A 15609-nucleotide genomic window follows, 5' to 3' on the forward strand; every position below is an offset into this window, starting at 1 on the left:
AGACGCAGTAAATTTCCGGTAAGAAACTAAGTAGTCATTACCTTTTCTTGTCCATATACTGGGTTTCCATCTATGAAGGTGGCCAGAATTGCTATGTCCTTAATTTCTTCTGGATGAACAGCTGTAGGGTCAGTCTCGAGAATGGTAAAGTCTGCTTGTTTTCCAATTTCTATGCTGCCTGATCGTGACTCATCAAAATTTAGTTTTGCGCCAAAAATAGTCATCGACTTTAAAGCAGTTTCTACATCAATGCGCTGTTCTGGGCCTAAAACATGACCTTCTCTCGTTATTCTATTAACTGCAGCCCATACGGAAAATAGGGGTGAGATTGGGGTAATTGGACAATCGGAATGCAGGGTGAACAATAAATTGTGTGCAACAGCTTCAGCTAACGGACTTATTCGCCTTCCACGCTCCGGACCCAGGAAAATTTGTTTATGCCTGTCTCCCCAATAATATACATGATTGATGAAGAAGGATCCGGCTACATCAAGTTCTCTCATCTTCATGATGTCCTCGGCGGTTGCGGTTTGGACATGTTCGATTCTATGGCGATGCTCTGTACGAGGGCTATTGGATAAAGCATATTCATATGCCGCTAATATCGAGCCGATCGCACGATCCCCGTTTCCATGCGTTGTGATCCTAAATCCTCGTCTGTGCAGGTCTAAGACTTCTTCATTAAATGCTTCCTGCTGATGAATGAGATCTCCGTATACATCTTGATTTTGATGATATGGAAGACGTAAAGCTCCTGTTAATCCTTGGATGGAGCCGTCCTGAAACATTTTTGCGCTATCTAATTTAACCCGTCCCCTAGACCTTTCCCTGAGTTCCAGGTCCAGTTGAGCTGGAGAATAACCCCCGAATGGCTCTCCTTCACGAAGCTGCTGATGCATGATCATTAGTCTCGTTCGCATCGGATTAATTTTTTGTTCAGCCGCTTTAAGATGAACCTCTAAATCTTCCAAATTATTAAATCCGACAGCAGCATCTGTATTCGTGGTAATTCCTTGAGCTACATAATCTTTTGAAGCCTTTCCTAACATATCAACCTGTTGCCCTATTGTCATTTGTGGTATGTGATTATTTATTGGTGCCATTGCCGCTGGTTCATAGATTACCCCATTAAGTCTTCCGTTCTCATCCCGTCCATAATGTCCGCCCTGGGGATCAGAAACATCATCAGTTAAACCTGCGAATTGCAAAGCAAGCGAATTTACTGCGGATAGGTGCCCTGAAGTGTGTGTGATGACTACAGGGTTATTTGGCGAAACCTTATCTAAATCACTCCGTGTAACATGGCGCTTTTCATACAAAAGCGTATCATCATAGCCATATCCCCTTACCCATTCGCCATCGGGAGTTTCTTTTGCTTTTGCACCAATTACTTCTAAAATATCTTTTATGGATTGATTGGGCGGTGTACCGCAGTTCACCTGTCCCATCGTTAATCCATACATTAAAATATGGTTATGAGTATCGATAAAGCCTGGAATTAGGGTGGATCCCTTTAAATCTACAACATCAGTACTTGCTGTAATCTCCACTGCACTTTTAGGTGGCTCACACTCATCCCAAATCCCGACAATTTTCCCATCTGCTACAGCAATTGACCTAGCCCGACGATTCCTGTTATCTAGAGTCAGCACATTTGCATTTTTAAATAAAAGATCGATTTTTATCATAAAATAAAGTCCCTCCCTTTTTTTGGTTTTAAATCCACTTCATTTCGTCATAGTACTAACTTGGCAAACTGACAGATGGAAATACTGAATAGATAGGGCAAATATTTACAAGTCACTCAGGAGTAGAATGACACATCCTTTCTTTAATGAAACAATAGATTTACCCCATTTTACTAGTGGTGTTAACATCACGTCGTCCGAACCAGTATAAAAGGCATAGTTACATTAAAACATTTAAATTTATAATTTTCAATATTTTCTAAAAATAACAATAAATATAGGATGCTTTATTCGGCTATAAATGCTATTTAACCTAAAAAAAACTGGAATCCAGTCGTTTAAGGTTTCACATATTTGATAGGACTTCATCTCATAATATTCAACTAATAAAATAGGCAGCATAATTCCTATATTTATCCTAATACGACCTTACCCCTCTTTTCACACAGATATATGTCCCTAAAAAGAGAGGATTTTTGAATGTTACATAACTATTCCTATTATGTGCCATATTATTTTGATTCTGAGCTTATTTGAAAAAGGAACTCTCTTTCAATTGTTGGACAATGTTCTTTTTCATCTTAAACATGATGATTCCCGATATCATGATCCCGATTCCGATCAATTTATTTAGGGTTAACGGGGCTTTTTCAAATCCGAACCACCCTAAGGTGTCAATCAGAACTGCTATCGTCAGTTGCGCGACAAGTACGATTGATATGGCATAGGCCGGTCCTAGGAGCCGGATTGCCTTTATGATGCAGTAGACGAGCACAACTCCCAAGACACCGCTCAATAGAAACAGCTTGTTTATGTGCCCAATCGCTAACAGGTTCGTATCATCCATGATAATGAAAATGGATAGTGATGAGATAAAACCAAGCCCGAGAACAATCGTGGTTGTCGCCCAAGCTCCTACCTTTTCACTAACTCTAGTGTTAAGGACCGTTTGCAGACTGATGAAGACACCAGCTACCACGGCAAACATAATTCCTTGCATTAAATACAGCCTCCTGACTTATTCATATATATTGCCCTCCGCCCTATCCCGCAGCCGCGATAAATCTTTAATATAAAGAATTCCTTTTTTTCTTTGAATGATACCTTCTCCACAGAGTTTATGGATGACTCGATTTAAGTGCCGATAACTTGTTCCTATGAGGTCTGCTATTTCGGTCAGATTCGAAGTGTTCATTTCTTTGTGAAACATGGAGCCGCTCCCTTCTGATGAAAGAGATAACAGATAGCTTGCAAGACGTACCTCGACAGGGTAGAGCCTGTTCAAACTTGCGGCATGGGATTCTGTGTAAAATTTTTGTGTAACAATCTCCAATAAAAAATGCAAAAACTCATATCGGTTCGTTTCCATCGTTCGTAAATCATCAAAATGAATACCGATTACATAACCTTCACTGACCGCCTCGACTGTATTCAGTACTTCCATCCCTTTTATATATTCCACATCTCCAATAAGAGCCAATGGAGTTTTAAACCGAACAATTAACGATTTTCCTTCGGGTGAAGTTGTAAAAATCTTCACCTTTCCCTTTACAAGAAAATACATATAATGAATATCCTCACCCTTTGAACATAAAATTTCTCCATTATGGAATTGATAGAGAGATATTTTCTCCTTCAATTCTTCGGAAAAAATCATATTCAGCTCATATTGTTCGAGATATTTATTAAGACCTGAACTATTTTTTAATTTTTTCAATGTTTTATCACCTTTTTACAGTTTAAATATGACTACACCCATTAACATCATAGCCATTCCAATAACTTGTTGAATCGACACCTTCATCTTGATCATTCCGAATAGACCCCTTGTATCTATAATGAAAGCACATATAAGCTGTGCAATTAAAATGGTTGCTATTGCGAAAGACACGCCTATTAGATTGATCGCAGTCATTTCTCCTAACACAATCACGACGCCGAGCATTCCTCCAAGCAAGTATAAAATGGGAACCTCCTGAAACCCCTCCGCTCTTCCATCACGGACGAATAAATAAATTATGATGGAAAAAATAAATCCGACGAGATGGACAATCGCGGTAGTGTGCCACTCACTTAACTCCTCACTCATTCTTGAATTAAACACTCCTTGCAACGAAATAAACACTCCTGCAATTATGGAAGATATGATACCTTTCACCCTGACTCCTCCTCTATAAGATTCTTCTATAATTAAAATACGGAAGTGGAGTCCAGAGAAAGGACATATGTCCCATTATCATTTTTAATTTTACGAAAAATTGATTTTCAACTTAAAATTCACGAAATAAAACTGCTTGTATCGTTTGAAATTTCATTAGTGTTCCCGGGAATTTTTCGTTATATGTAAAAAAAGAGCCCTCCAGTATGATTTGGGTGTACGAACACCACTCATCTTACAGAAGAAGCTCTATTAATTGGCACCTCAAACCTAATTTGACTGATTGAGAGACCGAGCGAATAATCCTTAAAATTTATACTGCGGTATATCCGCCGTCGACAATAAGACTTGTGCCAGTAACAAATGATGCATCGTCACTTGCAAGGAAGAGAACGGCTTTCGCCACTTCTTCCGCTCTGCCTAAACGGCCGATTGGATGTAAATCGATCAAACCTTGTCTTATTTCACCTTGTGCTTCGGCAATAAGTGGTGTATCAATATATCCAGGGCAAACTGCATTGACCCGAATGCCCTCTTTCGCATAAGTCGAACCTAACGTTTGTGTTAACAGTTTGACCCCGCCTTTTGCAGCAGAATAGGCTGTTACCCCCGTTTCCCTGCATGGCTATTGATGGAGCCTGTATTGACAATGGCGCCGCCAGTAGCTTGTTTTTGCATTTGCTCTATCGCATATTTATCGGATAGGAAGACACCGGATAAATTAATATCAATTGTTTTTTGCCATTGCTCATAGCTTAACTCATGAATGTTTCCGTCTCTTGCAATTCCTGCGTTTGCGAACATGATATCCAGTTTTCCATATTTGTTAACCGTCTCTTCGATCATATTCTTTACGTCATTTTCATTCGTCACGTCAGTTTTAACAAAAAGAGTATCATACCCTTTTCCATTTAACTCTTCTGACACAGCCTGTCCATGATCAGCAAAATCGGCAATGACCACCTTTGCTCCTTCTTCTGCAAATAATTGAGCCGTGCTTGCTCCAATCCCGCTTGCTCCCCCTGTTACGATTGCCACTTTATTTTCTAATCTCATATTTAAACACTCCTTAGTCTTTAGTTTCTAATATCCGCTAGAAAGGTAGGGTTTTTAGCGAGCAGTCGCTCCGCCGTCTATCACAAATTCAGTACCCGTCGTATAGGAAGATTCGTCCGAGGCAATGAAAAGCACTGTATTCGCCACATTGTTGACGCTGCCCAGATATCCAAACGGGAATTCTTTACCCAATTCATCTTTTGTACTGCCCGTTTGTTCAGATGCATAGTCCGCCATCCCGGTATCGATATATCCTGGATGGATCGAGTTTACACGGCCCCCTTTTGAAGCATACTCGATGGCAGCATCTTTAGTCATTGTCCGGACCGCTCCCTTGCTTGCACCGTATAAAACATAACCAGGGGCGCCAATCAAGCCTGCAATGGAAGAAGCGTTTATGACTGAACCTTTATTTTGTTTCGCCATCAGGGGAGGAATTCGATTATTCAAAAGATGAACTGACTTTACTTGAACAGGTCGGAAAACTGTTAGGCTTATATTTATCAAGAAAGGATGATGAGGTATCTATTTATACCGATCTACAATTGACGGAACGGGAATCCGTGATTTTAAATTTGCTGGCGGAGGGGTATAACAATAAAAAGATGGCCGAATTATTGCAATTAAGCTAGCATACTATAAGGGATTATGTAAGCAGTTTTATGATAAAGTTTAAAGCCAAGAACCGTACACAAGTCGTAGTCTATGGATTTCGCTTAGGTCTATTAAAGTAAAATAGAGTTTCCTTTAATCGTTATGTAAGTCAAAATAATACCTTACATAGTTAGTTATTGAATATATCATTTACATTAGCTGCCATATCATAATCATTGGAAACGGCTTTGAAGAAAGATTCTGTAATGGCAGCCTGCAATCCACTTCTGAAGGATCAATTCATGTACTCATATTTATAATCGCCTGTATTTTTAATAGCAACTTCCACCTGAATATTACGTATGGATTCTTCATTAAGGCTAAAATCCTCTTTAGAAACTTCTTTCCATTTTTTTATATCCTTTCTGTAGATAACTCCTTCTAAATTATAAATGTCTATATTTTTTTCAAAAGCATATTTGTAGGTATCCCTAATTTCTTTCTCTAATGCCCTCTGGATTTTTTCTTTAAGGTGGGTTAAGGAAATGTTTTCTTCCATATCCGTTACGGCACCTTCTACTTTAATTAAAATATCGAATTCGACTTTATTATTTACATAGATTGGCTTTATATTGAATTTTGGCCTGATTAGAGATAATTGAACATAGTCGTTTTTGTTGATTTTTATTCCAATTGGGGATCTTACCGTTGATTTTGTTAACCATCTCATCCCCCCAAGATGTTTATTTGCTATCTCCCCCTTTAGCTGATTATTTTTAATAAAATAGGACCCTGATAGTTTTACGGTGTTCTGTGATTTTTCTTTTGCTTTCCACACCTCAGTTTTTAACGAAATCTTCGGTAGTTTTATTGTCATTCCTGTTTCATAATTTTGTGTATAAAATCTTTGGATCCGGATGGGTTCGACAAAGGATCTTAATTTATAAATATCATTCGGATTGAAAATGCTTGTTTGCACTGAAGAGCCGAATAAACTATTGACAAAGAGGATCTTTTCTAGGGAATCATCGGTTCCATATAACCAAGTTGTTTCCCTAATTTGCTGAAATCTTAAAATGGGATCGTTTACGTTGTCCAATCCATGTTTTAGTAAGCTTTCAGAGAAAATGATCAATTTAACATGAGCCCAATAAATATACTGGTTTGACCTTTTATAAATGTCATTCATGGCCTCGTTCATCGTTTTCCCTCGCCCTTTGGCGACCCAAACAGGTGTTGGTTTTGGTTCCAAGCCTTCTTGTTTAGCCACACCTGCAAAAGACGTCACCTGCACATAAATGACATACTGCCCATTTTGATAATCTATTCCCATTGCACTTATATATTGAATATCTTGAATATCCTTAGCATCCCAGCAGCCACTTAAAAGAGCAAGGCTCATTACAAATAGTATAAATCTAAGGATCATTTTCATTAGCGATTTCCTTTTGTTTTGTCCTTAGTTTTCAGCATTTCGGCTCGTTTCTTTCTAAAGAGATATGGCTTCACAAAGACACCGCCCCCTAGAAGATCTTTAAAGGATATTGGTGATATAGGCGCTAAGTAGGGTAAACCATAAATCTGCAGCCTTGATAAATAAAGGACAATAGAGAAAACACCGAGAAAGAATCCGAATAAACCTAAAACAGAAGAGAGAAATAATACAAAAAACCTGGCTATGCTTACAATTCCACCTAAAGATTGATTAATTAATGTATAGGTGGCTACCGCAGTAGTACCTGCCACAACCAGCATCGTCGGGGATGTAATCCCGCCTCTAATTGCCGCATCCCCTATAATTAATCCACCCACAACAGCCAGTGATTGACCGATTGCTTTTGGGAGTGTGATCCCTGCCTCTCGAAACAACTCAAATAAACCCAAAATCAAGAAAGCCTCTTGTTGAGGTGATATAGGCAACCCAAACCTAGATACGGTTATCGTCGCCAAAAATGAGAAGGGAAGCTGGTCTAATTGAAATGATATTAGTGCTATATAAAAGCCTGGCAGAAATATTGATACAACTAGTCCGATAATGCGAAAGAAATATTCGAAATTTGAATAGTAAGATGGAGTATGACGATCTTCCGCGGCTTTTAACAATAATGTAATATTACCTGGTCCAATTAAGGCAGTTGGTGACCCATCCACTAAAATGGCAAAGCGCCCATTATTTATACTGGCCACAGTATAATCTGGCCTTCCTGTGTAATCAAAAAACGGGATTAGGTTGAATTTCCTGCCTGATAAAAATTCTTCAAGTTCAGTAGTTCCCAACAAGACATCAGTGTTTATTGAAGTGATTTTCCTCTTTACTTTTTCAATGGTTTCTGGATTTACAACATCCTTCACATATAATAAATTGATTTTTGTCTTGCTTCTTTTCCCAATGGTAAATGCTTGATTTTCGAGTGATGCCGTTTTATATCTTTTTCTGATCAACCCTAAATTAACAGAGATATCTTCAATAAATCCATCACGTGGACCTCGGATGGAAATTTCACTACTTGTTTCTTCGGGACTCCGATTTGGGATGCTTGGTAGGGAAAACATAAATAATAATTCCAATTCTTCAAATAGCATCAGGACCATCCCGGAAAATACGTTTTCCTCCACATCTTCTTTTATAGTGGAGGAAGGGAAAACCCTACTGATTTTAAATTCGTCTTGAGGATCCTCTATACCCTCTTCTTCCTTCAGTTTAGAATTTATGAATACATTACCTTCAAGCCGTGCTACTGATTCCCACAATTTTTTGACATCGACCAACACCTCTGAATAAATCAAAGTACAAATAAGGGGCGGATCTGTTTTCCCTTCAGAAGTAATGGTATGCTTTTTGAATTTTACATCCGAGCTCATTCCGAATAATTCATTGAAATACTCCGTTTTTAGTTGGATCTCCGAAGAACTCCCCTTATTTGCCTTGTTCAATAGAGGCTCCATTCTTTTTCACCCTTTCTTTCAAAAAAATGACTATGTTAATGAAAAAGGTTATAACCAAAATGCTAATCACACTCAATTTAAAATAATATCGTTCCGTAAAATCCCTGTATGCTGGAATGTCGATTGGTATACAAAGCGCAATGATTAAGGAGACTGATATAGCAAGCAATACAATATTTTTTATTTTTTTTGATTTAATTTGAAACAGTTCCCCCATTAGGAATATCGATAACGATACACGGATAAATGCACCTGAAAGCCATTGGTATATTGATAAAAAATCCAGGCGGTTCATATACTTACCCATGGTTAATAACCGCCATTGAGCGTATGCAGGATTGCTTATTTTTGCAGCCTGTACCGGACCAAACTCTGTAATGGAGCCTATTATGGGTCCCATACTGATAAACAAAAGAAATAAACCTAAAAAAAGTAAACTCCTGAACTTTATTTCTGTCTTTACAAACTGTTGAATCAAAACGAGAAGAAATATCTCTGTAAAACCTCCACCTAGTATTACGATACCGTCCCAAACAGGTGTAATCCCATTTTCAAAAATAGGGAAAAGCAAGGAGTAATCCTTATACTGTATATTTGCGGTCATTATCATAAATCCAAGTACCACAACAAGGGGTAAAACCAATCCCCCGGCAATGGCTATTGTTTTGATTCCAGCCTCCGCAGCAATAAAACATAGGATAATGAAAGGTATAAATAATATATATTCTGGCGTTTGAATCATATAAGTACTGTTTACCCAGGAAAATGTGCTATATAAAGTGACAAACAAGTTTAATAAAATATTTAAGAAAAGAAGGAGTTTTATGGACCAGGCGGCGAGCGGGTGACTGTGAGTATGAAGCCAACCAATGATATGCTGTTGCTTTGTTTTATTTATTATCCAATAAACCATGGGAAGCCATAATAGAAAAAGCATCCCGGTGACTAAAGTACTTATCCATGAATCTCTTCCGGATGCACCAAGCAGTGAAGGCAAAACGATAACATGGTTCATCAACCCAATAGATAGAATCAGTACCATTGTTGCTTGAAAAGTAGATATACTTTTTATCATGTGACACATCCCCTCTCTTTTAATATGAGAAGCCATTTTTGTTTTTATTCATACGGTGCATCATTTCTTTAATGGACAGATAGGTAATTGAACGTCCCCTCCCGTCAATAAGTTCCGCTGAATCAAATGCCATTTATCTTCGGCTTTGCGATGAGTAATTTTAGAAGCATTTTTTGTTTACAAATCCGAAAAGTTTTGTACGGTCTCATCGAACGCCCAACAGGCACCAGCTGTTTTTTAGCTGGTGCCTGTTGGCGTTTATCCCTTATACTGTATCCTCCGAGTATGAATGATACTTTAAGATTGTAGGTTCTTCATTGATAGTTTTTTCTATACTGCTGCTTTCTGCTTTATCCTCTTTAATCCATTTAATGAGAGATATCGATGCCACCGCCATAATTAAGATGAGTGGAACGGAGGTAATGACTACTACTGATTGAAGAACATGCAGTCCTCCACCAAACATCATGGAAAACGCTACAAGTTCTATGACCAAAGCCCAAAATATTTTGTGTCATCCAGCTGGCTCTTGATCTAATGACAACTTTTTTGATGCTGCGCTTGCTAATGTGAATGACGAAGAGTCTAGTGTAGCTGAAAGAAAAAATAAGGGTGATAATGATTATGGCAAACAAGGCAATACTGCCGCCGGGAAGGCCCTGGTAAATGGCAGCAATGGCAAAAAAGCACCTCCAATTGTTAGAATGATGTCTAACAATTGAAGGTGCAGTTCAAATTTGAAGTCGGTCTCAAATTCTTATTTAGCAAACATAACATTAACAAAAAATAACCCTAAGGAGCTCATTTGTTAAAATAAGGGAATTAAATGAACTATTTCAACTCTTTTTGATTCTGATAACATTAGTCATTTTGCTTATCGTTTTTCACTGTTTTTCCAGATAAAAACCATCCGCATATTGCAATAAGAAGCATGACTGACCAAAAGATTATATTCCAAATCGGTCCTTCAACAAAATCGTGAGAAATAATGTGCACGGCTGGATGTGCAAGGGTATGCATTAATAACTTAACCCCTACCCAACCAACGATCAACATGGCTGCCGTTTCGAGGCTAGGCCGCTCCGTCAGTATCTTCACGAAGTATCCTGCAGCAAACCGGATGACGATTAAACCTGCAATTGCTCCTAACAAAATAACGATGAATTTAGCCCCATCCATACCTCCTATATCACCCATTGGTGTATCTGGCAAGGCAATGACAAGAGCGACTGCAGCTAAAATGGAATCAATAGCAAAAGCAATATCAGCTAATGCAATTTGCGCAACGGTCATACGGTAGCTTTTCCCTTTTTTTTCTTTGTCACCGTGGTCCCTTTTTAGTAAATGCTTTAATGAGATGAAAATCAAATATGCAGCCCCAATTGCTTGAACTTGCCAAACGTGGAAAAGGTACGAAATGATGAAGATTGCACCAATTCTAAATATAAAAGCCAAAAGCAACCCAATATTAATCGCTTTTTTTTGTTGTTCTTTTGGTAAATGCTTTGACATGATGGCTAAAACCAATGCATTATCTGCAGATAATAAACCTTCTAAAAAAATTAGAATAATTAACACCCAGCCATATTCCAATAATAACGATAGTTCCATGATATCCCCCTAAAAGCATGTATAAGAATGCGTATATGACTTCAAACCATACAACACTTTCTCCTCCAATATTGTCCCATTGTATCCACTTCCTTATTCAACCCTACCGTCCCATTAGGTCCATTTGAACGAAGCAACTCCCCTATTGATAGAAAAGCATCCATTAGCTCTATAATGTATTCTTTTTTACTTAGCCTTAGTTCACATTGGGATTTATATCCTCACACTTCGGCAATCACCAACTCAATACCTATTCTGCCATTAAATGATATTTCTGTAAAATGCCCCTTGTGATATCCCTTGCTTCAGCCGATGTGCCGGAGATATTCGTTACAAAAACATAGTCACTTCCCTTTGTTGCAATAAAACCAACATACCAGCCAATGTTTGTCCCTTGCCCTGTTTTTCCGTAAAGTGTATAGCTGTCCCCTTCAGTCTGGATCATCATCCTTTTAACGGTTTTCATGACATCCTTATCAAAAGGAAGATTCTCTCCATATAAATTTGCCATAAAATCCACTTGTTCAATAGGAGAAATTTTGAGTGAGCTGCTTAGCCAAAACTGATCTATCCCTCCACTAATATCTTGGTTGCCATAAGAAATCTTATGAATCCATTCCTCCATTCGACTCTCTCCAATGTCACGGGCCATTGCTTGATAATACCAAACAACGGAGTTCCTTAAACCAGACCCAAGCGTATGATCCTTGTTCCATATCTCAATTTCCCTTTTCACGCCATCCCAATATTTAATGTCATATTCATCCTCGACGGCACCGACCTGCAATCCGATAAGTGCATTAGGCACCTTAAAAGTTGATTGCGGCGCAAATCTTTGTTCGGCCCGTTCATTATTATAGATAAAAGTCTTACCTTTTTTCACTTCACGTAATATAAAAGTACCTTCACGTTCAGCAAAAAATTCATCGACGTCGAGCTTCTTAATATTGAGTTTATCTTTGGCGGCATTGGCTCCACTTGGCTGCTGCATGCATGTAAATAGAACGGAGGCGCCAATAAGTATTAAAAAGGCTGCCAGAAGCCTGCGTTTTTTCAAATTCATCACCTCAAAAATTCATTTACAATCCTATCCATTCTATCAGATAAACTCAATATTTTTAAGATTAAGAATTCTCACTTTTACCTTATAAGCTTAATTAAAAAATAGGCACGGCGGATAACATGGAAGGGTAAACATCATTGCGCCTTAAATGATTTAGTCCCAATATTAAAAAAATGAATAAAATCAATGCTTTTCCCAAATAATAGGTAGACTAATTAAGGGAGGGATTTATATGGATGCTAAGCGTATAAAACAGATTCTTTCTTCTTCATCTGACATTGAGGTGAGATATAATGGCACTTCAGTATGGATTGATAATTTAAATGAAGATGGAAGAACGGCTACAGTACATCTAAGAGGCCCATTAGAGGAAAGATCAGACGTAGCAATTGACGAACTTAAAGAAATCTAAGGAATACCTATTAAAAACTGAGCTCCTCTCGTAATGAGAAGAGCCTTTACTTATTTCAACCTTAATTTTTGACCGATATAAATTTTGTCGGGGTCTTTAATTCCGTTAAGACTAACAAGAGATTTTACCGTTGTTTTATGTTTTTTTGCAATGAAGCTAAGTGTGTCGCCTTTTGTTACAGTATAAGTTGTGGTTGTTTCAGTTTTCAATGCACGGGAGTTGTGCGTCCTAAAAGTATTTATTGTATTTGTAAAATCCCTGTAGGCTATATTCAAATCCACCTTTGTGCTGATCCCACTTACCTTACCTGAATCAGAATGCTGCCAAATATCTGTGCTACGTCCCAACTTGCTGTTGTATCTGGCAATCCACAAAGCGTATTTCGTCAACCTTGATTCATCTAAAGTATTTTCGAGAAAGTATTTACCAGTATATAGCATAGACGTGTATCCAGCTTCTTCAATAGCCTCCAAAAAAACTATTGCTGCATCGGTCAGCGTTTTTTTCTTTGCCTTTTTTTTATTTTCTTCAAGATCAAGAACAACAGGATAATTTAAAGCAAAAGAGCTGATAGAATCTAAAAAATAAGCAGCCTCAGCCTTTGCTTCTGCAACAGTTGCAAACTTTGCATAGTGATAGGCCCCGACTTTCAATCCCGCTGCAAATGCTTTTGGTGCATTTTCTTTGAAATAGGATAGCTTTGAATAACTCGTTCCCTCTGTTGCTTTAATGAACACGAACTTCACGCCTGCCCTTGCAACTTCCTCCCAATTAATAGCGCCTTGCCAATGTGAAACATCGATTCCCTTTATATATTCCATATTAATTTAATGACCTCCTCGAGGAAACAATCCTATGGTGGTAAATATTTATGAGTTTTATAGGAAATATTCAGTCCTATTACCCACCTTATAATAAAATAATTGATTGAGTTAAAACAATTATAAATCTTTATAGAAAGTAAAAGTATTATGCTGCTTCCTTTTGTTTTCAAAGATTATTTTATGTTATACTGATTTTATTAATATCAGAAGGGATGATGGGTGGCCTATGATTAACTAATCTTATTTTCAAAATTTGAAATCACATATTTCAAATCATACGAAATAGGATTAGTCTGCCCATTTTCTATATATTGTAGAGCTATTATGAAAATAGCTCTTATTTGATAATGCACAGGTACGGCTAATCCTTCCATATGAACTGGGAGGATTTTTTTATCCTCCCTTTAAGGAGAGGGATAATTATATGAAAGAACTATTAAAATTAACCAATATCAGCTTTGAAGTATTGGACCATAACATTTTTGAAAATGTTAATGCTAGTGTTCAACAAGGGGAGATCATCGGTATCATTGGCAAAAATGGTGCCGGTAAATCTACGTTGCTGCAATTAATTAACAATGATTTAGAGCCTGCACATGGACGAATCCAATGGCTGCAGCAAGACTTGAAAGTTTTTATGGTTGAACAAGAAGTCGATTCGCATTCTTCAGAAGATAAGACGCCTACCGAAGTTAAATTACTAGATAAAATGCATGTACCAAGCCATGACTTCCTACAATTAAGCGGAGGTGAAAAACTCAAAGCCCGGCTAGCAAAAGGACTTTCTAAAGGTGCAGACTTTTTACTATTAGATGAACCGACGAACCATCTTGATGAGGCCAGTTTAGGATTTCTCAATGAACAAATTAAAAATTATAGAGGTACCATTATATTTGTTTCGCACGATCGTTATTTTTTGGATGCTGTTGCAACGAAAATTTGGTCGATTGAAGATAAAAAGCTAATTGAGCACAGAGGGAATTATTCTAGTTATATGGAGGTTCGCAAACAGAAAAGACTTACACAACAACGTGAATATGAAAAACAGCAAAAAATGGTTGAACGGATCGAGGGACAAATGAATGAAATCACTTCTTGGTCAAAAAAAGCCCATTCACAATCGACGAAAAAGGAAGGAGTTAAGGAATACTATCGCGTGAAAGCGAAGCGAATGGATGCACAGGTAAAATCTAAACAAAAGCGTCTTGAAAAAGAGCTTGAAAAAGCAAAAGCTGAACCTGTTGAATCAGAATATACTGTACGCTTTTCAATTAAAACAAAAAACAAGACGGGAAAACGTTTTTTGGAAGTTAAGAATTTAACTAAGACTTTTAGCGGGCGAACACTGTTTAAAAACGTCAATTTCACGATTCAGCATGGTGAGAAGATTTCCATTATAGGTCCCAACGGCAGCGGAAAGACGACATTATTAAAAATAATTCTTGGACATGAAACTTTTGCAGGCGATGTATGGATTTCACCATCTGCAAAAATAGGCTATTTGACGCAAGAAGTGTTTGATTTACCACTTGAACTAACACCCGCCCAGCTTTTTCATAAAGATACATTCGAGTCGAGAGGGAATGTTCAAACTTTAATGAAGCATTTAGGCTTCACGGCGTCTCATTGGACAGAACCCATTAAGAATATGAGTATGGGTGAACGGGTGAAGTGTAAGTTAATGGAGTATATATTAGAAGAAAAAGATGTGCTTATTTTGGATGAGCCGACAAATCATCTGGACTTAGCTTCACGGGAACAACTTGAAGAAACCTTAGCACAGTATACTGGTACACTAATCGTCGTTTCGCATGATCGATATTTTCTCGAAAAAACGACTAGCAGCAAACTTGTCATTTCGAATAATCGCATACAAAAGCAATTGTATGAACCATCATCCTCAAAAAGAGATGATTTGGAAGAACTGCGATTAACACTTGAAACAGAAAGACAGGAAGTTTTGGGAAAGCTTAGCTTTATGACGCCAAACGATAAAGCGTACACAGAACTCGATAAGAAGTTTACTGAGCTTACGAAAAAAATAAACGAACTTGGTGACAAATGACTATCAACTGTAACTTAATGTGCTGGATGATAACCCTTAGAATGAATTAATTCTAAGGGTTTTTTTTTAGATATTACCCTGGAGTCCTGCCGAAGTATTATAGAATATCTAAGAAAG

General features: G+C 37.8%; 14 protein-coding genes and 2 pseudogenes. 3 read left to right on the forward strand and 13 right to left on the reverse strand.

Annotated features, from left to right (window positions below; translation table 11 throughout):
• Positions 1 to 26: 26 nt before the first annotated feature.
• The 6 genes and pseudogenes from V3595_RS08720 to V3595_RS08745 all read right to left on the reverse strand — a co-directional run.
• A complete protein-coding gene (locus tag V3595_RS08720; RefSeq protein ID WP_485906602.1) occupies positions 27 to 1688 on the reverse strand; it encodes an amidohydrolase in 1662 nt (553 codons plus the stop codon).
• A 529-nt stretch (positions 1689 to 2217) separates the two neighbouring features.
• The gene (locus V3595_RS08725; RefSeq protein ID WP_485906604.1) at positions 2218 to 2688 is read right to left on the reverse strand and encodes a DMT family transporter; all 471 of its coding nucleotides are present in this window, start codon (positions 2686 to 2688) and stop codon (positions 2218 to 2220) included.
• An 18-nt stretch (positions 2689 to 2706) separates the two neighbouring features.
• Positions 2707 to 3405 (reverse strand): Crp/Fnr family transcriptional regulator, encoded by a 699-nt coding sequence (locus V3595_RS08730; protein ID WP_485906605.1) that lies wholly within the window; start codon positions 3403 to 3405, stop codon positions 2707 to 2709.
• 15 nt (positions 3406 to 3420) lie between these two features.
• The gene (locus V3595_RS08735; RefSeq protein ID WP_485906607.1) at positions 3421 to 3846 is read right to left on the reverse strand and encodes a DMT family transporter; all 426 of its coding nucleotides are present in this window, start codon (positions 3844 to 3846) and stop codon (positions 3421 to 3423) included.
• Positions 3847 to 4159: 313 nt separating this feature from the next.
• Positions 4160 to 4902: pseudogene (locus V3595_RS08740) on the reverse strand (SDR family NAD(P)-dependent oxidoreductase).
• A 54-nt stretch (positions 4903 to 4956) separates the two neighbouring features.
• A pseudogene (locus V3595_RS08745) lies at positions 4957 to 5340 on the reverse strand (SDR family NAD(P)-dependent oxidoreductase); the annotation flags it as partial.
• Positions 5341 to 5447: 107 nt separating this feature from the next.
• Between V3595_RS08745 and V3595_RS08750 the strand changes: the two are divergent.
• A complete protein-coding gene (locus V3595_RS08750; RefSeq protein ID WP_485906798.1) occupies positions 5448 to 5534 on the forward strand; it encodes a LuxR C-terminal-related transcriptional regulator in 87 nt (28 codons plus the stop codon).
• Positions 5535 to 5791: 257 nt separating this feature from the next.
• Here V3595_RS08750 and V3595_RS08755 read toward each other — a convergent pair whose 3' ends face one another.
• The 6 genes from V3595_RS08755 to blaOXA form a co-directional block, all read right to left on the reverse strand.
• Complete coding sequence (locus tag V3595_RS08755) at positions 5792 to 6931, reverse strand: Ger(x)C family spore germination protein (protein WP_485906609.1); 1140 nt, start codon at positions 6929 to 6931, stop codon at positions 5792 to 5794.
• Positions 6931 to 8442, reverse strand: a complete 1512-nt coding sequence (locus V3595_RS08760; protein WP_485906611.1) for a spore germination protein — start codon at positions 8440 to 8442, stop codon at positions 6931 to 6933. Before V3595_RS08760 ends, V3595_RS08755 begins: the two co-directional genes overlap by 1 nt.
• A complete protein-coding gene (locus tag V3595_RS08765) occupies positions 8414 to 9517 on the reverse strand; it encodes an endospore germination permease (protein WP_485906613.1) in 1104 nt (367 codons plus the stop codon). The genes V3595_RS08760 and V3595_RS08765 overlap by 29 nt, the downstream gene beginning before the upstream one ends.
• Positions 9518 to 9782: 265 nt before the next feature.
• Positions 9783 to 10025 carry a BCCT family transporter gene (locus V3595_RS08770; protein ID WP_485906799.1) on the reverse strand — a complete coding sequence of 81 codons (243 nt, stop codon included), beginning with the start codon at positions 10023 to 10025 and terminating at the stop codon, positions 9783 to 9785.
• A gap of 353 nt (positions 10026 to 10378) precedes the next feature.
• Positions 10379 to 11128, reverse strand: coding sequence for a TerC family protein (locus V3595_RS08775; protein WP_485906615.1), 750 nt, complete (start codon positions 11126 to 11128; stop codon positions 10379 to 10381).
• A gap of 250 nt (positions 11129 to 11378) precedes the next feature.
• Positions 11379 to 12191, reverse strand: coding sequence for a class D beta-lactamase (gene blaOXA / locus V3595_RS08780; protein ID WP_485906616.1), 813 nt, complete (start codon positions 12189 to 12191; stop codon positions 11379 to 11381).
• A 232-nt stretch (positions 12192 to 12423) separates the two neighbouring features.
• On the opposite strand from blaOXA, the gene V3595_RS08785 reads away from it, so the two are divergent.
• Positions 12424 to 12603, forward strand: a complete 180-nt coding sequence (locus tag V3595_RS08785; protein ID WP_048679567.1) for an H-type small acid-soluble spore protein — start codon at positions 12424 to 12426, stop codon at positions 12601 to 12603.
• A 50-nt stretch (positions 12604 to 12653) separates the two neighbouring features.
• Here V3595_RS08785 and V3595_RS08790 read toward each other — a convergent pair whose 3' ends face one another.
• A complete protein-coding gene (locus V3595_RS08790; RefSeq protein WP_485906617.1) occupies positions 12654 to 13424 on the reverse strand; it encodes a GH25 family lysozyme in 771 nt (256 codons plus the stop codon).
• A gap of 427 nt (positions 13425 to 13851) precedes the next feature.
• On the opposite strand from V3595_RS08790, the gene abc-f reads away from it, so the two are divergent.
• A complete protein-coding gene (gene abc-f / locus V3595_RS08795; protein ID WP_485906618.1) occupies positions 13852 to 15492 on the forward strand; it encodes a ribosomal protection-like ABC-F family protein in 1641 nt (546 codons plus the stop codon).
• Positions 15493 to 15609: the final 117 nt, after the last annotated feature.

This window comes from Bacillus sp. CFBP9009 (assembly GCF_036541465.1).
In the GTDB taxonomy this organism is placed as follows: domain Bacteria; phylum Bacillota; class Bacilli; order Bacillales; family DSM-1321; genus Peribacillus.

Bases quoted from the DNA above. Each gene is read 5' to 3' on its own strand.
- V3595_RS08765 (WP_485906613.1), bottom strand. From the start codon at position 9,517: ATGATAAAAAGTATATCTACTTTTCAAGCAACAATGGTACTGATTCTA.
- V3595_RS08755 (WP_485906609.1), bottom strand. From the start codon at position 6,931: ATGAAAATGATCCTTAGATTTATACTATTTGTAATGAGCCTTGCTCTT.
- V3595_RS08720 (WP_485906602.1), bottom strand. From the start codon at position 1,688: ATGATAAAAATCGATCTTTTATTTAAAAATGCAAATGTGCTGACTCTA.
- V3595_RS08790 (WP_485906617.1), bottom strand. From the start codon at position 13,424: ATGGAATATATAAAGGGAATCGATGTTTCACATTGGCAAGGCGCTATT.
- V3595_RS08760 (WP_485906611.1), bottom strand. From the start codon at position 8,442: ATGGAGCCTCTATTGAACAAGGCAAATAAGGGGAGTTCTTCGGAGATC.
- V3595_RS08775 (WP_485906615.1), bottom strand. From the start codon at position 11,128: ATGGAACTATCGTTATTATTGGAATATGGCTGGGTGTTAATTATTCTA.
- abc-f (WP_485906618.1), top strand. From the start codon at position 13,852: ATGAAAGAACTATTAAAATTAACCAATATCAGCTTTGAAGTATTGGAC.
- blaOXA (WP_485906616.1), bottom strand. From the start codon at position 12,191: ATGAATTTGAAAAAACGCAGGCTTCTGGCAGCCTTTTTAATACTTATT.
- V3595_RS08785 (WP_048679567.1), top strand. From the start codon at position 12,424: ATGGATGCTAAGCGTATAAAACAGATTCTTTCTTCTTCATCTGACATT.
- V3595_RS08725 (WP_485906604.1), bottom strand. From the start codon at position 2,688: ATGCAAGGAATTATGTTTGCCGTGGTAGCTGGTGTCTTCATCAGTCTG.